Origin of the sequence: Bacillus daqingensis (assembly GCF_042654445.1) — a bacterium.
Lineage (GTDB): Bacteria > Bacillota > Bacilli > Bacillales > Salisediminibacteriaceae > Alkalicoccus > Alkalicoccus luteus.
Genome location: NZ_JBHSGK010000013.1, coordinates 475,724 through 495,928 on the forward strand (window position 1 = coordinate 475,724; position 20,205 = coordinate 495,928).

Annotated in this window: 18 protein-coding genes and 1 riboswitch; of the genes, 8 read left to right on the plus strand and 10 right to left on the minus strand. The window is 50.6% G+C overall.

The window, feature by feature from the left end:
* Positions 1 to 109 precede the first annotated feature (109 nt).
* Genes ACFO4L_RS13565 through mnmM form a run of 3 tightly spaced genes read left to right on the plus strand, consistent with a single transcriptional unit; the run spans position 110 to position 2,655 of the window.
* Positions 110 to 1,132 (plus strand): threonine aldolase family protein, encoded by a 1,023-nt coding sequence (locus ACFO4L_RS13565; RefSeq protein WP_377910212.1) that lies wholly within the window; start codon positions 110 to 112, stop codon positions 1,130 to 1,132.
* On the plus strand, positions 1,105 to 2,088 hold the full coding sequence (gene mnmL / locus ACFO4L_RS13570) for a tRNA modification radical SAM protein MnmL/YtqA (RefSeq protein WP_377910213.1): 984 nt from the start codon (positions 1,105 to 1,107) through the stop codon (positions 2,086 to 2,088). Before ACFO4L_RS13565 ends, mnmL begins: the two co-directional genes overlap by 28 nt.
* Positions 2,089 to 2,091: 3 nt before the next feature.
* Positions 2,092 to 2,655, plus strand: coding sequence for a tRNA 5-(aminomethyl)-2-thiouridylate-methyltransferase MnmM (mnmM, locus tag ACFO4L_RS13575; RefSeq protein WP_377910214.1), 564 nt, complete (start codon positions 2,092 to 2,094; stop codon positions 2,653 to 2,655).
* Here mnmM and ACFO4L_RS13580 read toward each other — a convergent pair.
* Complete coding sequence (locus ACFO4L_RS13580; RefSeq protein ID WP_377910215.1) at positions 2,615 to 3,433, minus strand: alpha/beta hydrolase; 819 nt, start codon at positions 3,431 to 3,433, stop codon at positions 2,615 to 2,617. The two genes, mnmM and ACFO4L_RS13580, sit on opposite strands and share 41 nt — an antisense overlap.
* A gap of 146 nt (positions 3,434 to 3,579) precedes the next feature.
* On the opposite strand from ACFO4L_RS13580, the gene ACFO4L_RS13585 reads away from it, so the two are divergent.
* Together ACFO4L_RS13585 and ACFO4L_RS13590 are read left to right on the plus strand one after the other, a co-directional pair.
* On the plus strand, positions 3,580 to 4,137 hold the full coding sequence (locus tag ACFO4L_RS13585; RefSeq protein WP_377910216.1) for a gamma carbonic anhydrase: 558 nt from the start codon (positions 3,580 to 3,582) through the stop codon (positions 4,135 to 4,137).
* Between the two features lie 3 nt (positions 4,138 to 4,140).
* Positions 4,141 to 4,350, plus strand: a complete 210-nt coding sequence (locus ACFO4L_RS13590; protein ID WP_168005214.1) for a tautomerase family protein — start codon at positions 4,141 to 4,143, stop codon at positions 4,348 to 4,350.
* 88 nt (positions 4,351 to 4,438) lie between these two features.
* Here the strand turns inward: ACFO4L_RS13590 and ACFO4L_RS13595 are convergent, their stop codons facing one another.
* Together ACFO4L_RS13595 and metK are read right to left on the minus strand one after the other, a co-directional pair.
* Positions 4,439 to 4,756, minus strand: coding sequence for a CC/Se motif family (seleno)protein (locus tag ACFO4L_RS13595; RefSeq protein WP_377910217.1), 318 nt, complete (start codon positions 4,754 to 4,756; stop codon positions 4,439 to 4,441).
* Between the two features lie 260 nt (positions 4,757 to 5,016).
* A complete protein-coding gene (gene metK / locus ACFO4L_RS13600) occupies positions 5,017 to 6,228 on the minus strand; it encodes a methionine adenosyltransferase (protein WP_377910218.1) in 1,212 nt (403 codons plus the stop codon).
* Positions 6,229 to 6,359: 131 nt separating this feature from the next.
* A riboswitch (SAM riboswitch) is annotated at positions 6,360 to 6,478 on the minus strand.
* 221 nt (positions 6,479 to 6,699) lie between these two features.
* Between metK and pckA the strand changes: the two genes are divergently transcribed.
* On the plus strand, positions 6,700 to 8,277 hold the full coding sequence (gene pckA, locus ACFO4L_RS13605; RefSeq protein WP_377910220.1) for a phosphoenolpyruvate carboxykinase (ATP): 1,578 nt from the start codon (positions 6,700 to 6,702) through the stop codon (positions 8,275 to 8,277).
* 58 nt (positions 8,278 to 8,335) lie between these two features.
* Here pckA and ytkD read toward each other — a convergent pair whose 3' ends face one another.
* The 4 genes from ytkD to ACFO4L_RS13625 form a co-directional block, all read right to left on the minus strand.
* Positions 8,336 to 8,827, minus strand: a complete 492-nt coding sequence (gene ytkD, locus ACFO4L_RS13610) for an RNA deprotection pyrophosphohydrolase (RefSeq protein ID WP_377910222.1) — start codon at positions 8,825 to 8,827, stop codon at positions 8,336 to 8,338.
* Positions 8,820 to 9,449, minus strand: a complete 630-nt coding sequence (locus ACFO4L_RS13615) for a molybdenum cofactor guanylyltransferase (RefSeq protein WP_377910223.1) — start codon at positions 9,447 to 9,449, stop codon at positions 8,820 to 8,822. The genes ytkD and ACFO4L_RS13615 overlap by 8 nt, the downstream gene beginning before the upstream one ends.
* 21 nt (positions 9,450 to 9,470) lie before the next feature.
* Positions 9,471 to 10,931 (minus strand): cardiolipin synthase, encoded by a 1,461-nt coding sequence (gene cls / locus ACFO4L_RS13620; RefSeq protein ID WP_377910224.1) that lies wholly within the window; start codon positions 10,929 to 10,931, stop codon positions 9,471 to 9,473.
* 377 nt (positions 10,932 to 11,308) lie between these two features.
* A complete protein-coding gene (locus ACFO4L_RS13625) occupies positions 11,309 to 12,979 on the minus strand; it encodes an SLC13 family permease (RefSeq protein ID WP_377910225.1) in 1,671 nt (556 codons plus the stop codon).
* Between the two features lie 283 nt (positions 12,980 to 13,262).
* Here ACFO4L_RS13625 and ACFO4L_RS13630 point away from each other — a divergent pair, with 283 nt between their 5' ends.
* Positions 13,263 to 14,051 (plus strand): hypothetical protein, encoded by a 789-nt coding sequence (locus ACFO4L_RS13630; protein ID WP_377910227.1) that lies wholly within the window; start codon positions 13,263 to 13,265, stop codon positions 14,049 to 14,051.
* 3 nt (positions 14,052 to 14,054) lie between these two features.
* On the opposite strand, the gene ACFO4L_RS13635 is transcribed toward ACFO4L_RS13630, so the two are convergent.
* Positions 14,055 to 14,585, minus strand: coding sequence for a hypothetical protein (locus ACFO4L_RS13635; RefSeq protein ID WP_377910228.1), 531 nt, complete (start codon positions 14,583 to 14,585; stop codon positions 14,055 to 14,057).
* Positions 14,586 to 14,634: 49 nt separating this feature from the next.
* Positions 14,635 to 16,272, minus strand: coding sequence for an O-acetylhomoserine aminocarboxypropyltransferase/cysteine synthase family protein (locus ACFO4L_RS13640; RefSeq protein WP_377910229.1), 1,638 nt, complete (start codon positions 16,270 to 16,272; stop codon positions 14,635 to 14,637).
* A 167-nt stretch (positions 16,273 to 16,439) separates the two neighbouring features.
* Here ACFO4L_RS13640 and ACFO4L_RS13645 point away from each other — a divergent pair, with 167 nt between their 5' ends.
* Positions 16,440 to 17,228: an HAD family hydrolase gene (locus tag ACFO4L_RS13645; protein WP_377910230.1), complete on the plus strand. Its 789-nt coding sequence runs from the start codon at positions 16,440 to 16,442 to the stop codon at positions 17,226 to 17,228.
* 697 nt (positions 17,229 to 17,925) lie between these two features.
* Here the strand turns inward: ACFO4L_RS13645 and ACFO4L_RS13650 are convergent.
* Positions 17,926 to 20,178, minus strand: coding sequence for a glycoside hydrolase family 65 protein (locus ACFO4L_RS13650; RefSeq protein ID WP_377910232.1), 2,253 nt, complete (start codon positions 20,176 to 20,178; stop codon positions 17,926 to 17,928).
* Positions 20,179 to 20,205 lie beyond the last annotated feature (27 nt).

Here is a 20,205-nt window from a genome sequence, read left to right on the forward strand (position 1 = left end):
AGACACCCAAAATAAATGGTAGCTTATTCCACTGCTTCGGGCAACCTTTTCCATCCCGTCTTCCCGTGATAAGATTACGGCAGACATTGATGAAAGGCGTGACGGACTAATGATGATCGATCTCCGCAGTGACACTGTTACAAAACCAACCGATACAATGCGGCAGCTGATGGCCCATGCAGCTGTCGGAGATGACGTATATGAAGAAGATCCTACTGTTAATGAACTGGAATCTTATGCGGCCAAGCTTCTCGGAAAAGAAGCAGCCTTATTTACAACGAGCGGCACACAGGGGAACCAGGCCGCTCTGCTGACCCATACGGTGCCCGGCCAGGAGGTGCTGATGGATGACGAGGCGCACGTATTTATTTATGAAGGGGCAGCGATCTCTGCGTTCGCCGGTGCTCAATCCCGCACGCTCCCTCATCAAGGCGGTCAAATTGCCTTGGATGTGCTGAAAAAGTCGGTCCGCTCTGATGATATTCATTACCCGGAAACCGGTCTGATCTGGCTGGAGAACACCCATAACCGCGGAGGCGGTACGTATTTGCCAGAAGCGTATCTGCAGGAAGTCCGGGCAATCGCCGATCAGGCTGGTATTCCGGTCCATATGGACGGAGCCAGGCTGTTTAACGCAGCAGAAGCCTCTGGAATGAGTGCCGCCCACATTGCTTCGTTTACGGACAGCGTTCAGTTTTGTCTGTCCAAAGGACTTGGAGCTCCTGTCGGTTCCATGCTCGCCGGCAGTACATCCTTTATTAGGACTGCGCGCAAGAAGCGGAAGATGCTCGGCGGCGGAATGCGTCAGGCGGGTGTGATTGCAGCACCAGCTCTACATGCTCTAAAGGAGCACCGGGCGCTCTTAAAGCACGACCATGAGCACGCCCGTCTTTTGGCAGAAGCGATTCAGTCGTCTACCGATTTGACCATCCGTCACAATGTACAGACGAATATTGTAGTTGCAGATACCGATACCTCCAAATACAGCGCGGAGGAATGGGTTCAGCTGCTGGATCAGGAAGGAATCCGCATCATTCAGTATAAGCCGGAGGCACTCCGCTTTACGACGAACAGTGATGTTTCAAGAGAAGAGGTGGAAACCGTATGCCGCAAGCTGGCCAGCATCCAGTAAGTTCCTCTGTTCCAGCTCATTTTGGTGAGAAACGGTATTACCCGTGGAACAGGCAGCTTCAGGAACACTTCGGCCGCAAGGTGATGAAAATCACGCTGGACGGCGGTTTCGACTGTCCGAATCGTGATGGCACCGTAGCCTATGGAGGCTGTACGTTCTGCAGCCAGCGCGGCTCCGGTGATTTTGCCGGAAAGCGCGGAGATGATCTCGTCGACCAATTTTACGACCGCAAGTCTGTCATGGAGCAAAAGTGGAGCGGTGGCGCCTGTATGGCTTACTTTCAAGCCTTTACGAATACGCACGCACCGCTGGATGAATTAAAGGAAAAATACGAGGCCGTGCTCAAGCTTCCCGAAACAAAAGCACTCTCCATCGCGACCCGCCCTGACTGTCTTCCAGACGATGTAGTCGAGTATCTGGCCGAACTGAACGAGCGCACCTATTTGTGGGTCGAGCTCGGGCTGCAAAGTGCGTTCGACGAAACCGGCGAGCGCATCAACCGAGCACATGACTTTGCCTGTTTTCAGGAAGGAGTGCGAAAGCTCCGTAAGCACGGGATCCGCGTCTGTGTTCATTTGATTAACGGTCTTCCCGGCGAAACACATGAGATGATGGTGCGCTCTGCAGAAGCGGTCTCCGCCTTGGACATACAGGGGATGAAAATTCACCTGCTCCACCTGCTGAAAAAAACGCCAATGGTCAAACAATTTGAACAGGGCGAGGTCCAGCTGCTTGGGCAGGAAGCATACATTCAAATTGTCTGTGATCAGCTGGAGCGGATCCGCAGTTCTATTTCCATTCACCGCCTCACAGGGGACGGACCGGCCGAGCTGCTTATCGGCCCGATGTGGAGTTCGCATAAATGGGCAGCATTAAATGGAATTGATGCAGAGCTTCGCACCCGTCAGACGTGGCAGGGCATCTATGCAAAACCTTTGCAGGAAGGGAGGTCATAAGGAATGGAAAACGTGCTGCAGTATGCTAAAACATTGGCCGCAGAAGTCCTCCCTGAAGATGGCATTGCGGTTGATGCCACCACAGGCAACGGCCACGATACGGTCTTTCTCGCCAGACTCGCGCCGAAGGGTACCGTCTACAGCTTCGATGTTCAGAAACAGGCGCTCGACAGCTGCCGTAATAAGCTGGAGCTGGAACAGCTTCAGGCAGAATTGATTCACGATGGTCATGAACATGCGGCTCGCTATGTAAGGGAAGAAGGCATACATGCCGTGATGTTTAACCTGGGCTACCTTCCCGGAGGCCCTAAGGACGTTACCACTACCGCAGAGACAACGATTACGGCTGTTTCATTCTTCTTAGAAAAGCTGCTTCCGGGAGGCAGGATCATTCTGGTTATCTATCACGGCCATCAGGAAGGCAAAGCAGAAAAGGGAGAGCTGCTTCCATTTCTGCAGTCTCTCCCTCAGCATGCTTATCAAGTGTTGCAATACGGATTTATCAATCAGGCAAACGATCCGCCATTCATTTGCGCGATCGAGAAGCGGCGCCAGCGGAAAGGCTGAGCGTCGTTTTAATAAAGCCAGCCATATGTGCAAAGACGTCCTCCCGCTCCGGCTCATTCATGACTTCATGATACAGAGAAGGCCACTCCCGCCAATGCTTTTCCGATACATCGAGATTGTCAAACCAGCGCTTTACTGCCAGCCTGTCGACGATCCGGTCTGCTCCGCCTTGAGCGGTGTAAACGGGAATCTGCGGCATGACGCCTGTCGTCCGGTGCGCCTCTTCCATCGCCTTCAGCAGTTCCCGATACCATCGGGCGCTGACTTTTTTGACGAGCAGTTCATCTCCCTCATCTCTCGCCCGCATTCCTTCTTCGCGCGTGCCGGATCCCGGTTCCAATCCGTTTGGGAACATTGTTTTCGGCGCTGTACGATTCAACAAAGCCGCCGCTCCTTTCTTCCATACCGATGGATGCTGCACGAGTCCGAAGCACGGCGACGATAACAGCAGCATGTCCGGACGCGGTACTGACTGTTTACGCACAACAGTTGACGCAATCAGCCCGCCCATACTGTGTCCGAATAAAAGCAGCGGTCCTTCGCGCCTTTTTGCCTCTTTTATCCATGCTGTCACGGTATCCACATATTCCTGAAAGCTGTCAATATGGCCGCGAGGACCGGGTGTCGTGCCCTGTCCGGGAAGATCCCCCATGATCACATCGAATCCAATATCATTAAAGCGACGGATCAGCCAATCATAGCGACGGTGATATTCCCCCGCTCCGTGTACAATCACTACCGTTCCTTCCGCATTCTGATCCGTTTCCCATGTCCACATTCCTGCTGTCACTCCTTGATACGGTCGCTGCCGCAGTTGGTATTTTCTTCATCTTCGCTTTTTCTGACTTCTGCGTCAACAAAGAAGCTGTGCATCCCGGCTGTAAGTAAGGTACGATAAAGAAAATGATGGAAGGAGAGGAAGCCGTGATACATTATCCTTATGAAGGAAAAACACCAGACGTTCATGCCGGCGCCTATATTGCCGAAAACGCAGTCATTACTGGCGATGTGAAGATTCATGATGGTGCAAGCATTTGGTATCATACAGTGATCAGGGGCGATGTCGCTCCGACGATCATCGAACGAAACGTCAATATCCAGGATCAAAGCCTGCTTCATCAAAGTCCAGGGCTGCCGCTGCATATTCATGAAGGCGTCACCGTCGGCCACCAATGTATGCTGCACTCTTGCATAATTGAAAAAAACGCTCTGATTGGGATGGGAAGCACCGTTCTCGATGGAGCAGTCATCCGCGAAGGGGCTTTTATCGGCGCCGGCAGTCTCGTAACTCCAGGCACTGAAATTCCCCCTGGTAAGCTTGCACTTGGAAGACCTGCACGTGTCGTCCGTGATTTGACAGAAGAGGATCAGGCAGAAATGAAGCGGATTAGGGAAAGTTATGTGGAAAAAGGACGCACGTACAAAGCGATGCAGGAAAGCCGCTACCATCATTTCCCGGGAAATAGTCAGAGAGGAGATTGAACGATGCCATATGTAAACATTAAGGTAACGAAGGAACACGGCGGGTTAACGAAGGAACAAAAAGCAGATTTAATCGAGGGGGTAACCGGACTTCTAGAAGAGAAGCTGCAGAAAAACCCTGCTTCGACAGTGGTGATCATCGAGGAGATCGACATGGACAACTATGGACTCGGTGCCGAACAAATTTCAGAAAAACGAAAGCGGCAGTCGTAAAGCCGTTTCCGCACGCAAAAAAGCTGCCGGTTTCCTGATTGATTAGGCCGGCAGCTCTCTATTTGATTTCCATGACTGGCTCTCTCCTTCAGGCGGTGGTGGTTTTCTCGGTCATCAGCCGTTTCAAGCCCTTCACTTCCAAGTGCTGAAACGCTGTGTTTCCGGATAGATGAAGTTTAATCGTATCGCGTTTTGGCTGTAAATCCTGATGAATATAAATGGTGCATCCTTCTACCTCATATTTAGCATAATGATCTTCCTTTGACGGCTCCTGAGGAATACAGTGAAAATCAACGAAAATTCGCTTGTTTTTGAACTCTCCCGGAAACGGAAAAACTTCTACCGTGCACGTCCCTCCCTGCTTTTGCAGCCATTCTCTTGTCCGCTTGTCAGCTTCAATCCTCATGATTGATTCCTCCTAATTACATCTAAGAAAACCCGCAGGCTCCAAGCGGTTGTAAGCCTGCAAAGTATCTTGTAACCCTCGCATTTCCTTTTTTATGGTACGTTAAAACGGGCAGTTTATGTGAAAATCTATGATTGTTTTACTTTTTGCGTCTTCACAATAAGCAAGCGAAATTGTTGCGGTTTAATTCATACACCATTAGAAAAAAGCTGCACCGACGTCATATCGGTGCAGCGTTGATTCCTTTATTCTGCGGCTCATTATTTTCCGATGAGCTGCATCGCTTCTGCTTCCAGCGTTTCTGCTTTATCCGTCTTTTCCCACGGCAGTTCAATGTCTGTACGTCCAAAGTGGCCATAGGCAGCAGTTTGCTTGTAAATTGGACGGCGCAGATCCAGCATTTTAATAATGCCTGCCGGACGGAGGTCAAAGTTGTTCCGCACGACCTGGACAAGCACGTCTTCGGATACTTTTCCGGAATCAAACGTATCGATAGCGATGGAAACCGGCTGCGCTACGCCGATCGCATAGGCCAGCTGCACTTCACACTTATCGGCAAGTCCGGAAGCGACGATGTTTTTCGCCACATAGCGTGCTGCATACGCTGCTGAACGGTCAACCTTCGTTGCGTCTTTTCCAGAAAACGCACCGCCTCCGTGTCTCGCATAGCCGCCGTACGTATCAACGATGATTTTACGTCCGGTCAAGCCTGCATCTCCCTGAGGGCCGCCAATGACGAAACGCCCTGTCGGATTGATGAAGTATTTTGTTTCCTCATCAAGCAGTTCAGCTGAAACCACCGGTTTGATGACGTGCTCTGTCAAATCCTGTTTAATCTGCTCCAGCGTAATTTCAGGGTGGTGCTGTGCGGAGATGACGATCGTATCTACCCGTAAAGGCTGCTGATTCTCATCGTATTCCACGGTAACCTGTACTTTCCCGTCCGGTCGCAGATAATCGACAATCTGTTCCTTCCGCACCTCTGTCAGACGGCGGGCAAGCTTATGGGAAAGGGAGATCGGCAGCGGCATCAGCTCCGGCGTCTGATTATCTGCATAGCCGAACATCAGCCCTTGGTCCCCTGCACCAATCGATTCAATTTCTTCATCTGTCATTTGACCTTCACGTGCTTCCAGTGCCTGGTCAACTCCGGCTGCAATATCAGCTGACTGTTCGTCAATGGACGTCAATACCGCACATGTTTCATAATCAAAGCCGTATTTTGCGCGTACATAGCCGATATCCTTCAGTGTTTCCCGCACAACTCGCGGAATGTCCACATAGGTAGACGTTGTAATTTCACCTGCAACGAGTACTAAACCGGTATTAACAGAAGTTTCACAGGCAACCCGAGCGTTCGGGTCGTGCGTCATAATTTCATCCAGAATAGAGTCTGAGATTTGATCACAGATTTTATCCGGGTGACCTTCCGTTACTGATTCTGATGTAAACAAACGTGTTTTTCCTGCCATGGTAGGAATCCTCCTCGAACAATATTACGGCACTCATTTTCCCAGCCATCAATCCCACAGATGAGGGCTGTCCGGTTACATAAACAAAAAACCTTCTCCGTTGAGGAGAAGGCTGTCTCGTTTCCTTTCACCTCTTATCGGTCAGAACACGATTCATGTGTTCTGCAGGTTGGCACCGTTCACCTTTTTTACTCAAGTGATGGTTGCCGGGCTTCGCAGGGCCTGTCCCTCCGCCAGCTCGGGATAAGAGTATCCGCTTTTGAGAATGATACCCAACATCGGTCCCAATGTCAACTGCCGGCTATCAGGAGTCACCATTATGTTCGAAGCTGTCCACTTCAGCTGTAAAGGTATGTACGTACACGTAAACAAATTTGATTGTAAAAATCTCTCCAAATCCATTGATTTCCTTAATTAGTATGTTATAAATAAAATATATGACATACTAATAGATAAGGGGGCGGATGATTGATGAGCATGATTTACGATGATCTCCGGCTTGCTTCCGTTTTGAAGCAAAAAAATGTACGAAAACAGCTTAGTGCATCGGCGCTGGTGGAAACTGCCATTAGAAAAGAAGAGGGGATGCTCTCAAGCTCGGGTGCATTTCGAGCCTTAACAGGTGAATTTACGGGACGGTCTCCTAAAGATCGGTTTATTGTAAAGGAAGCAGCGTCAACAGATGTGGACTGGAACGATATTAATCGTCCGGTAACGCCGGAGATTTTTGAAAAGCTGGAGCAGAAGGTGCTTGCTTATTTAGCCGAGCTGCCGGAGCTTTATGTCCGTGAAGCTGCTGCAGGTGCTGATGAGAATGCCAGACTCCCGATTACGGTCGTCAATGAGCTTGCCTGGCATCAGTTGTTTGCCATGCAGCTGTTCCTTCGTCCGGAAGAAATAGAGGGCGAAGCTTCCATGGAGCCATTCACTATCCTATCCGCCCCAGGGTTTCAGGCCGACCCCCATGCAGACGGCACGGAGTCAGAAGTATTCGTCATGATTTCATTCAGCCGCAGAAAGATTTTGATAGGCGGAACCGCGTACGCAGGGGAGATGAAAAAGTCGATCTTTTCTGTTATGAATTATTTGCTGCCGGAACTGAACGTGCTGCCGATGCACTGCTCGGCCAACGCCGATCATGAGGACCGTACCGCCTTGTTTTTCGGGCTTTCCGGTACTGGAAAAACGACTCTCTCTGCCGCCCCGGACCGGCTTCTGATCGGAGATGATGAACACGGTTGGTCAGACTCTGGTATTTTCAATATTGAGGGCGGGTGCTATGCAAAGTGTATCGGACTGGAACGTGAGAAAGAGCCTGAGATTTATCACGCCGTTACGTTCGGATCGGTGCTGGAAAACGTTGTTCTGCAGGAGGATCGTTCTCCGGATTTCCACGACGGCTCCCTGACGGAAAACACGCGGGCAGCCTATCCGCTGACAGCTGTTCCGTCTGCTAAGCTACCAAGCACCGGCGGTCATCCTGATGTGATTTTGTTTCTTACAGCCGACGCAACCGGTGTTCTGCCTCCAATCAGCCGTCTGACACCTCAGCAGGCGATGTATCATTTCTTGTCCGGCTACACAAGCAAGCTGGCAGGCACTGAAAGAGGCGTCACCGTACCGCAGCCTGTTTTCTCGCCATGCTTCGGTGCCCCATTCCTGCCCCGCGAGGCTGCCTCATATGCGGAAATGCTCGGCGACCGTATGAAGAAGCATCGTACGGACGTCTACCTTGTGAATACGGGATGGACGGGCGGTCCTTGCGGCACTGGCCGGCGGATGGATTTGAAGTTTACCCGTGCTATGGTGAATGCAGCTGTCAAAGGTGACCTTGCCCGTACGGCTGTCATTACAGATCCTGTTTTTGGGCTTGATGTGCCGGCCAGCTGTCCGGGGGTTCCATCTGAAGTGCTTCAGCCGAGACTTGTTTGGGACAGCCTGGACGAATATGAACAGGCTGCGCTGGATCTTGCTGCAAAGTTCAAAGCAAATTTCACTCGATTCTCATCTACAACAGCTGACATTCTCCGCGGAGGACCAGTCGTATAGTGCAAAGAAGCCCGGGCCGCTGCAAACAGGCGGTCCGGGCTTCTTATGTGTGTTCCTGTCAGCTGGAAGCTGCGTTCAGAAAGCGCGCCTCAATTTCTTTCATACTGAGGGGAAGCACCTCATCTTTCATTATGAAGCTGTAGTTCTTTTTTTTCTTTGGCTGGTGCGGAAGGCGTTCCAGCAGCAGCGGTCCTTCGGTTTCAAAGTAGCTTTCTTTTTTCTCAAGTCGATCCACTTCTGCAAAATACACGTTCTTAATGACCGTTTCTGCTCTGCCTTCAACCATGTATTGCCCAACATAATGAAGCGTGGAAACGTGTCCGCCTGTCTCTTCATATACTTCTCTCACAGCCGCCTCGTCAGCCGATTCTCCAGGCTCCACTTTTCCGCCCGGAAACTCGATTCCTCTGGACGGATGCCTTGTCAGCAGCCAGCTGTCACGATAACGGCATACGACCCAGACATGTCTTGGATCGCCTGAAAACGGCGCGTTTTCTGTAGAATAGGTGACCGTATTTCGGTAGAAATCTTTAAACACATGTTCACTCATCTGTGACATCTCCTTCAGCCTCTGCCCGCCTGCGAATCCATTTGTATTCATCCGGCCTGTTCATGTTAAAAAAGGACTGGGTGATCGTTTCCTTTTTTATGCCTGCTTCCATCATATCGGCCTCAGATACAGTGTCAACTTTTATGCTGTCAAGCAGCGCTCCCATGGACCGTTTCTCTTCATCCAGGCATGCTGTCACCAGTGGAAGCAGCGAACAGCGGTAAGCTGCAAGCAGAGGCTGTCTTCTTCCATCCGCTTCCGGAACAACTGCATCCGCATTTGTCTTCGCTGCTCGCTGCACCAGCAGCTTCACGATGTATTCGCTGATGAGCGGCATATCACATGCCGCAGCGATACACCAGACGGCCTGCGTTTGTTCCATTGCCGTTTCCAAACCCGCCAGAGGGCCTTCAAAAGGTCGTTTATCTGCAAAGACGGGAATGTCCAGCTCCTGCTTTAATGCGGCTTCATTAGCAATACAGAGCTGTTCATCTGTCACACGGAGCGAACGCAGTGTATGTGCAGCTGCAGACAAGCCATTAATACGGAGCAGCGCTTTATTTTCGCCCATCCGGCTTGACCGCCCGCCTGCAAGGAGAACTCCTGCTGTGTAAATCTGCATCGCTGTACCCTCCTCTCATGGCTACAATATCGGACTCAGTAATCCCGAAATACCCTCTTTTATTTTCACGCCGGCACTGCGCCGGTCGTACTCTTTTTTGGTGAGCACGCGGCATCGCTGTTTATCCGATTCAAATAATTCCTCCAGCGTCATCGCTGTATGGCTGTCGAACACGAGTGCATTGATTTCGAAATTAAGTCGAAAGCTTCGCGCATCCAGATTGGTTGTTCCGACAGTGGCAATTTCACTGTCCACCGTCATCATTTTCGCATGCAGAAAGCCTTCCTCATATAAGTAAACATAAACCCCCTCATATTGAAGAAGCTCTCCAAGAAACAGCCTTGAGGCCCAAAACACAAATGGGTGATCCGGGACGCCTGGGATCATAATGTGCATCCTTACCCCGGACGTCACAGCCATTTTACAGGCATCCATAAAGCTTTTATCCGGAATAAAATACGGGGTCTGAATATAAATATCGTGTTCCGCGCTCATGATCATTTTAATCATCATGTTTTTTAAATGCTCTGTTTTTGAATTGGGCCCGCTCGTCACAATTTGCACAGGCTTCATGGAACGGACTTTGTGAGAAGCAAACGCAAACGATTCATCTTCCCGATGCTTCTTATCCCCTGCATACGTCCAGTCCAGAATAAAACGATCCTGGATCAAGGAGACAGCGTCCCCTTCCATGCGAAGATGCGTGTCACGCCAGTAGCCGAACTTTTTATCGATGCCCAGGTATTCGTTACCGACGTTAAATCCGCCGATGTAGCCGATTTTACCATCTATAATGCAGACTTTCCGGTGGTTCCGGTTATTCATCCGCAGATTAACGGGACCGAAGATCGCAGGAAAAAAGATTCGCACCTCTCCGCCGTGCTCCAAAAGCACGTTGAAATCCTTCTCTTTCAGGCTTCTCGATCCAACCCCGTCATAAAGCAGGCGTACCTTCACACCAGATGCAGCCCGTTCTTCAAGCCGGTCAAGCAGCCTCCGCCCGAGGGCGTCACGCTGAATAATGTAGTATTGTATATTAATTTCAGACTGCGCATGCTCGATATCTGCGATCAGCTGGTCAAATTTTTGATGGCCGTCATGAAGAATCATTAAGCTGTTCGTCAGCCCGATCAGCGATTTAGGCGCTCGCAGATTCATTTCCATCAGCTGACGGTATTTATCTCGAACGGCTGGCGGCATTTCCATTTCGTCCTTCTCAAGCCGTTCCAGCTGGCCCTGAATATGATGAGCATAATAGGTCTGCTCGTCGACACTGAGGTTGTAAAAATTATCACTTTTCAGCTGCCGGCCAAGAAACAGGTAAATGATAAACCCAAGAATAGGCAGAAAGAACAGGACAAGCACCCAGGCCCACGTTGATCCCGCATCACGGCGCTCCACGAAGATGACAAAGCAGGCAAGCAGAATGTTCATTAAGATAACCGTGTTCAATGTCCACGCCAGCACTACAGTACCATCCATCCCGTTCCTCCCCTTTCGTTCTATCTGCTTTTCACTATCACACATATTGGAAACTGGCGCAACCAACTGCTGCGTCGGGCCTCCTGCATACGCTCCTATTCCCGGAAGGGCTTTTTCATAAGCCGGCTGTACACAATATTATCCGAATATAAACGAGCAGACGGCCGGAGGATTTGCAGCCTCCACTGGGGCAGTCTGTATACCCATCCAGCTGTGCGCTTCTTTAAAAGCCGCAGCAGCAGAAGTCTCCTTAACCAGAACAACCATTGCGGGCAAACAGAAAGACCGGCAGGAATCATCCCTGCCGGTCTTTCAGTGACGTGCCGTCCATTGTTGTGATCATTTGTCGTACAATTCAGAAGCACGCCTTTGATAAGCTACTGTGGAAATGAGGTTAAGTCGATACCAAATACGATTGGAAGCAGCAGAACAATAAACAACGTAATCATAAGCACAGAGATGAGGTTCATCCAGAATCCGGCTTTGATCATGTCGATCATTTTCAGATAACCCGATCCAAAGACGACCGCGTTCGGCGGAGTCGCTACCGGCAGCATAAAGGCACAGGAGGCAGCGACGGCTGCAGGAACCATCATCGCAAGCGGATGCACGTCAATGGCATAAGCGAGCGAAGCCATGATCGGCATGAGCATCGTCGCGGATGCTGTGTTGGACGTGATCTCTGTAAGGAACGTCACGAGCAGCGTGACACTCAGAATGATAATAAAGAATTGAACGCCGACGAGAACAGAGAGCTGCTCACCAATCCAGACATCCAGTCCGCTGTCTCCAAACGCTCCGGCGATAGCGAGACCGCCCCCGAAGAGAATCAAAATGCCCCATGGCACATTTTTAGCTGTTTCCCAGTTCATCAGCTTGGCTCCCTGATAGCGTACTGAAGGAATCAGGAAGAGAACCGCTGCACCAGTGATCGCAATCATCGTATCGTTAATGCTTTCACTGACATATTCCTGAAGTACGTAAACCCGCAGAATCCAGGCAAGTGCTGTCAGTGAGAACACGAGGGCGACAAGCTTTTCATCTCCGCTCATAGGCCCGAGTGCCTGACGTTCTTTTTGAATAACTTCACGCCCGCCCGGAATCTGCTTCATTTCCATCGGGAAGGCAAATTTAATTAAGTAAACCCAGGCGATGATAATCAGGACAACCGCAAGCGGGACACCGAACATCATCCAAAGCGCGAAGGAAAGATCAAAATCAAATATCTCTCTCAGCTGTCCAGCCAGAATCGTGTTTGGCGGAGTTCCGATAATTGTACCGAGTCCGCCTATGGAAGCAGAAAAGGCGATTGCGATCATCAGGCTCTTGGCAAATTTATCACGCTGCTGTTCCGCATTTTTAACTGTATCATCATCCACCAGCGAGGAAAGCTGATAAATAATGGCGGTTCCAATCGGCACCATCATCATAGCCGTAGCCGTATTCGATATCCACATGGACAGAAAGCCTGTGGCAGCCATAAAGCCTAACAAAATCCGGCTCGTACTCGTACCGACACCGTAAATGATGCCGAGCGCAATTCGTTTATGCAGGTTCCAGCGTTCCAGAGCGAGGGCGATGATGAACCCGCCAAGGAAGAGAAAGACGATATCGTCCCCGTAGTTCGGTGTCACATCACCGACGCCGATATCCGTTACAAGCGGAAACAAAATGATCGGCAGCAGGGATGTAACCGGGATTGGAATCGCTTCGGTGATCCACCAGGTGGCAATCCAGACCGTTGCTGCGAGGACCCCCCGCGCTTCAGGCGCAAGTCCCTCCGGCTGGAACAGAAAATAAATAATGAAAAAAAGAAGCGGTCCCAATATCAGTCCGACCTTTTGTTTCGGTGTGAAATCCCGGCCGTCCGGAGAAGGTTCGCGGTACGTTCCTGTCATTTTTCCTGATGCCTTGGCCATTCGGCCTGGTTCATCACTTTTCGGTCCGTCCCCACCTATACGGGCTTGGAACAAAAGCAGTTCTTTGATGCGGTCATGGCTGTACCATGCTTTTTCCCATAGCTGTTTTACTTGTGTCAAACGCGTCATCTCCTTTACTGTCACTTTAGAACACTATCTATCATACCGAATTTTGCGAATATTGAAAGCGCATTATATGGAATTTATGCTTTTTTCAGACGACTGTACGGGTATAGAAGGTAAAGATGGTCCTGATATCCAGTCAGATATCCCCTTCAATGACAGCATGATCCATCGTTTCACTTACTGGAATCGAAGCTGTTCTCATGACAACTTTATGTCAGTCACTCCCTTTAATCGACGGACATGGTATACTGGTAAAGGTTTTTAGTTTCCCTGATGAGGTGAGTACATGCAAAAACAAAAATTATTTATATTAGGTGCGGGAGCGGTGATTCTCCTCGTTCTCTCGACTGTTTTATTTATGATGGACAGCGATCAGCAGGTGATTCAGTCCGATCAAGTGTCCAACGGTGCCGGTTCTGAAACGGCCGTGCAGGAGGAAAACAGCAGTCCCGACGAGGGAGCAGGAACGGAAGGCGGCTCCATCAGCGTGGAAAGCACCGAAGAAAACGGTACTGCATCACTTGATGAAGAAGAGGAAGAAGAATACCGCTCCAGAGCAGAGGACGCGCTCGATGAGTATACCCCGTCCGACTATGAATCATTCAGCTACGATGCGTTTGAAAGCCACGCCTATTTGTATACGATTTATCAGCAGCAGGCAGAAGACAGCGTCATTGAGCAGGATGCTATTCAGTCCAATTCCGAACTTCTGGCACTCGAGCTGGAAGGCTGGCACGACTATGCAGCCGAAGAATACGGATTCACGTTTAATGAACAGGATTTTCTTGACTACGTAGAGGGCGAACAGGAATCCTCGCCCGTCGAAGAAGCAGATGTCCGCATCCTTGTAGAAGAGCTTGAAGCAGTCAGCAGCACCGCCGCTTCCCAGCAGCTTGAATTTCAGTATGCACGGCCTTACATATGGTCACAAATCCAGGATGAGGCAGCTGATGATGCCGGCGTAACTCCGGAAGAGACATCAGAATGGAATCAGCTCTATTTCGAAATTGAACAGCGCGTTTTTGAACGCATCGCCGAGTCGAATCCCTCTTTTATGGAGGGGGAACCGGAATAGCTATTATCCATCCTCCGCGGGAAGATGAAACACAGCCTGCGGAGGGTTTTCTCTGTCGAGAGGATCGCGAACGATCAGCACAGCCCCTTCCGGAATTCCGTCCGGAAGAACCACTCGCATGACAGCGCCGCCCGAACTGCTTTCAGCCTCCAACGCTTCCTCCCCCTCTCCACGGTCTAAATAAACGTCATAAATGAACGCTTCATTATCAGGAAAGCGGATGATAACGGCGGTTTCCTCACTATACTGCTCCTCATACGGAAACTGGTCATGCTCCCGCATTCCACTGAGTGATGCCCGTAAAACAGGCGTTTCGATGTATGTAAAAGACGGAATATGATCCGGCAGGGTGGATTCTGTCGCTTCCAGCATCACCGCTTCCTCGTGACCCAGTCCGCTTGCTCCTTCTTCCGCAGCAAGCTGCAGCTCCTCCGGGACAGGTTGTTCGTCCGCTTCCTCCCTCTCAGCTGCTGCAATAAGCATGACGGCAGCCGCTGCTCCGCATAAGGCGACACTAAAAGTGATCCATTTCAACATAAAAGACCCCCTCCCGCCCGATTATACAGGAGAGAGGGGGGTTCTGCTATTTCCTGTCGAGAAAGGAAAGCATTTCCGGCGGCAGCTGCGTGTTCAGCGTAGACTGTCCTTCGTGGATAACTCCTTTAGGCTTCACGAAGCGGACTGCTTTTTCCAGCAGCTCCTGACTGTTTTCAGGAGCATGCACATAATCGATTTCCTGCCCTTCAAGCTCTTTCAAGGATGCTTCATCCACTGCGCGGCTCACCCGGTAGCCGATCCGCTCCCATTTTTTCGTAGACTGTACAGCAGATGAAAGGCTGACTAGATGTTTACGGCGCGGTCCTTCTGCGGTATACGCGACCGCAGCCCGCACGGCTTCACCATAAAGATCTTCTTCGATCTCCGGTCCTTCCTGCCCTGTAGCCTGCGCAAGTGCATAATCAAGGTCAGCAAACAAATCTTCAACATTCTCGAGACCGACCGAAAGCCTGACCATGTCAGGTGTGACGCCGGACCGCTGCTGGTCCGCTTCACTCAGCTGCAAATGCGTAGTCGAGGCGGGATGAATAATCAGACTCTTTGCATCCCCAACGTTGGCTACATGCGACCACAGCGACACGTGCCGAATAAGCTCCCTTCCGGCTTCCACGCCGCCGTCTATGCCGAAGTTCACAATACCTCCATAGCCGCCGTCTAAATATGTTTCAGCTAAGTCGTGTGCCGGATGTCCCTCCAAACCAGGATACTTCACCCAGTTAACTGCCGGATGTGACTCCAGTCTTTTTGCAACAGCAAGGGCGTTCGCCTGATGACGCTGCATACGCAAGGAAAGTGTCTCCAGCCCCTGCAGAAGCAAAAATGCATTCTGCGGACTCAGCGAAGCGCCGATGTCCCGAAGCAGTTGAACGCGAAGCTTCAAAATAAACGCCATATCTCCAAGGTCAGAGAAAACAAGGCCATTGTAGCTTGGATCGGGTTCATGGAAGTGAGGGAATTTATCTTTGTTCCATTCAAAACGGCCGCCGTCGACGACTACGCCGCCAATAGTTGTGCCGTGACCTCCTATCCACTTTGTAGCCGAATGAATCACAATGTCCGCCCCGTGCTGAAGCGGTCTGCACACTGCCGGTGACGCAAACGTGCTGTCTACGATAAGCGGAATGCCATGTTCATGTGCGACATCAGAAATCGTATGAAAATCAAGCACGTGCAGTCCCGGATTTCCAATCGTTTCACCAAAAACAGCTTTTGTATTTTCCTGGATAGCTCCTGCTACTTCATCCGGATTCGTGATATCGACAAACGTGACATCAATGCCGTACTTCGGCAGTGTCATCGAAAATAAATTATACGTACCTCCATAAAGGTGAGAAGCCGCTACAATGTGGTCGCCGCTGTGTGCGATGTTCATAATCGTCATCGTAATTGCCGCCATGCCCGAGGACAGACCGAGCGCACCTACCCCGTCTTCCAAGATGGCCATACGCTTCTCAAACGCATCCACGGTCGGGTTCATAATCCGGCTGTAAATATTACCCGGCTCCGCCAGAGAAAACAACCGCTCCGCATGCTCCGAATCCTCAAATAAATAGGATGTCGTCTGATAAATCGGCACGGCTCGCGACCCCGTAGCCGGATCTGGCACCTGCCCTGCATGAAGCAGCTGTGTAAACAATCCTTGCTCATCGATTCGTTTTCCCATCAGTTATCGAGCCTCCTGTTATAGAATGACTGTCACTATTTCGATTTTGTACTCGCGGTCTCCTGCTCTGACCGATTAAATAGTTTATAAATTCTAATTTTACAGAAAAGCGTTCCTCCGCTAAACTAGGTACATCCGTAAAACCATAACAAGAAGGAGATCTGATGATGAAAAAAGCCGTTTTCTTTGATTTGGATGATACAATCTTATGGGACAAAAAAAGCATTCAGCTTGCGTTTGATGAGACATGCCGCAAAGCGCAGGAGCTCTTTCAGGCAGATGCTGCCCAGCTGGAGGCAGACGCCCGACAAGCAGCAAGATCGCTGTATGCCAGCTATGATACATACGAGTTTACGCAAATGATTGGAATCAACCCGTTCGAAGGACTTTGGGGAAAATTTGAAGATGAGGGGACCAATTTCAACAAAATGGCCGCGATTATCCGGGATTACCAGCTCGGCGTATGGAAAGAAGCACTGGCTGCTCAAAACATCCATGAGCTGGATGCATCAGAGGTGCTGGCCGATGCTTTCATTGCAGCACGGCGACGCTCACCGGTTCTCTTTGATGATGCGATTGATGTCGTCAAGCAGCTCCAGGAGCAAGTTGTTCTCGTTCTCCTGACTAACGGGTCGCCTCAGCTGCAGCAGACGAAGCTCGAAATTACACCGGAAATCGCTCCGCTGTTTGATCACATTATTATTTCAGGCGACTTTGGAAAAGGAAAGCCTGACGTGACACTGTTCGAGTATGCCCTTGAGAAAGCCGGCACCTCGCCGGAGCAGACGTGGATGGTCGGCGATAATCCGAAAACTGACATCCTGGGCGCCAACCGTGCCGGAATCAAGTCCGTCTGGCTGAATCGCGACAATGACCAGCTTCCGGAGGGTATTGAAACCGACTATGAAATTACATCGCTGCCCGAGCTGCTTGACCTGCTTCCGCTCAAGCGCTAAACGATAGAAACGATTAAAGAGCCGGCATCTGCCGGCTCTTTTCAGGCTGTTGATAAAGTCAATTTGTTTACATGTTTATTCGATTGATTGACTTTCCCCTCTGTTTACCGAGCCTGCCGTGGGCTTGCCTTCAGCTATTTCTCAGGATGACCCAGTATGAAGGGAAGAAAGGCACGGCTTCACTCGGACACAGGCTTCTTACAAGAAGCCTTCAAGACCCAGTCCGGCTCCGCTCGTGCGTGGATGCCGTTCGCAGATCTGAACGGCACGGGATCTTCAGGCTGCGCTAATTCCACGGGCACGCCGGACACAAAGGGGAAATGGATTTGTTTGATGGAGAAAAACGTTCCAATCGCTAGACGCTGCGGCTTTTTTTGGTGGGTACGTTGACGTTCATCCCGATTCGACATCGAAGCGCTGCCTAACGAAAGGTTCCCTCTAGATGGAACAAGCTCGTGTGAATCATCACTAGGGTTTCAACCGACAGCCAGCTGCTAAATCGGAGGAAACTCGACTCCGGGAGGATCAGAACGAGGCGAAGATCCGGCGGACGAAAGGAAGAAGCGGTTAGCTGAGGCCGTTCCCTCCGGAAAGCGAGTGTCCGCAGATGCAGGCAGGTGCAACGTTATTCACTTAAAATGACTTTATCCACACTCTGTAAAGAGCCGGCATCTGCCGGATCTTTTTATCGTTCAGATTAGCTGAGGCGAAGCGGTATCTCTTCTGTATCTCCCAGTTTCAGGCTGATCGTCTCATCATGATGCTTAAACGTCAGACTTCCTTCAAGCGCTTCATAGCGGACCAGTTCTTTTTCCAGTTGGACTTCGAGCAGCGCTTCTCTCCAGCGGATCCGAAACGACATCGACTTCCATGCTTTTGGCAGGACCGGTCGGAACAGAAGGCCGCTTTCTTTCACACGCATTCCGGCAAAACCATAAACGAGCGCAAGCCATGTCCCCCCCATATTGGCGAGATGCAGTCCATCCTTCGTGTTCTGATGCGTGTTATCGATATCGAGACGGGCCGTTTCGATAAAGTACCGGTACGCTTTTTCCACGTCTCCGTGCCGCGCCGCCATCATGCTGAACACACAATAGGAAAGGGAGGAATCATGCGTCGTTACCTTCTCGTAGTATTCATACGAATGCTTCATCGTCGCTTCGTCTGCTGTATCCTCCAGCAGAAAATGGGCGAGGACCGTGTCTGCCTGTTTACAGACTTGATAACGGTAAAGCGTCAGAGGGTGGTAGTGAAGCAGCAGCGGGAACTTTTCTTTCGGAGTTGCCGCTAGATCCCACACTTTTTTCTGTAAAAACGTATCGTCCTGCGCATGGATCCCGAGCTTCTCGTCATAAGGAAGATACATCCGCTCTGCGGCTTCTTTCCATGCAGCAATCTCCCCCTCCTCCAGCTCCAGCTTTTGGTTCAGGGCTTGAGCGTCCTTCGCCTCAAGCAGCTCCCAGCACGCAGCTGCCCATTTCAGGTTATACTGCGCCATCGCGTTTGTATAAAAGTTGTTGTTCACGATACACGTATATTCGTCCGGACCCGTCACGTCGTCGATACGAAAGACGCCGTCCTTCATATGACCGGTATCCATCCACAGTCTCGCTGTCTCCGTCAGCAGCTCGGTCAAGTACTCTCTCAAAAATGCTTTTTCGCCGGTAACGAGGTAGTACTGAATAAAGCTGTACGCAATGTCGGCACTAATATGATACTGGGCCGTACCAGCCGGGAAAAAGGCCGAGCACTCGCCTCCGGAGATCGTCCGCCATGGAAAGAGAGCTCCCTTAGTATGACCGACTTCCCTGGCTCTTTTCTTCGCTGCGTTCAGAAGCGAAAATCGATACTTTAACAGCTGGCGCGCGGTATCCGGCCGTGTCATTAAGAAGAAAGGGAACATGTAAATTTCGGTATCCCAGAAATAATGTCCTTCATATCCTTCTCCGGACAGACCTTTTGCAGGAATATTACTGACGGCGTCCCGTCCTGCCGACTGAAGCAGATGAAACAAATTAAAGCGGATGCCCTGCTGCAGCTCCGGATCCCCCTCAATCTCCAGCAGCGTATCCTTCCAAAACGCCTTCAAATATTCATGCTGTGCCTCTTCTGCTTCGGTAAACGATCCGCACTCACTTAAAAGCCTGGCTGCTGTTTGTTCAAGCTGATCGCCGTGACGGTACGTATCTGTATACATACTCCATCTCGTCAAGACAGCTTTTCCCGAGGACGTATACGAATACGCTTCTTCCGCCCGTCCCTCTCCGCTGGAAACGGTTCTTTCAGCTGGAACGCTGATGGCTGACTTCGATGAGCAGTGAACCGAAAGAGCGCTCTCATACGTGCGGCACGTTACAGACAGGATATCCCCTGCGTCCACCTGTTCGATCGTCAACCGTTTGGCGTGCCCGCTCGCAACACGCGGGTCGTCCGGGTCGGAAAAATTCGATACGTCTCCATTGACGGCCATACTAATGTGAACGGAAGCTTCCCGTTCTGTTTCAATTTCCACCTGCTGAACAAACAGCTCCTTCACCGTAAACGATACGAGCCGTTTGAAGGTTACGGTCGTTTTCCCCGCTTCTTCATCATGCCAGCTTAAAACACGGATGGATAAACCGCGCTCCATATCAAGCGTACGCTCCATCGTAACAGCTTCTCCGGCTTGCACCTGTCTGCCATTGATCGTCATCAGGATCGTTTGACTGTCGATCACATTCAGCAGTTTCTGCTGGGTCTCAGGAAAAGCGTGCAGCTTCTCCCCGTACGTAATCTCTGTACTATCATGAAAGGCATTTATATACGTACCTCTGACAGACTTTTTTTCGTCGGAATATCCTTCTTCGAAGTTTCCCCGGACTCCGAGAAATCCGTTGCCGAGAGCGAAGAGACTTTCATTCACAAGAAGCTGCTCTTCATTGCGGTCATTGTTTACCAGCTGCCAGCTCATAGCACCATCCTCCTGTCATTTGTATGT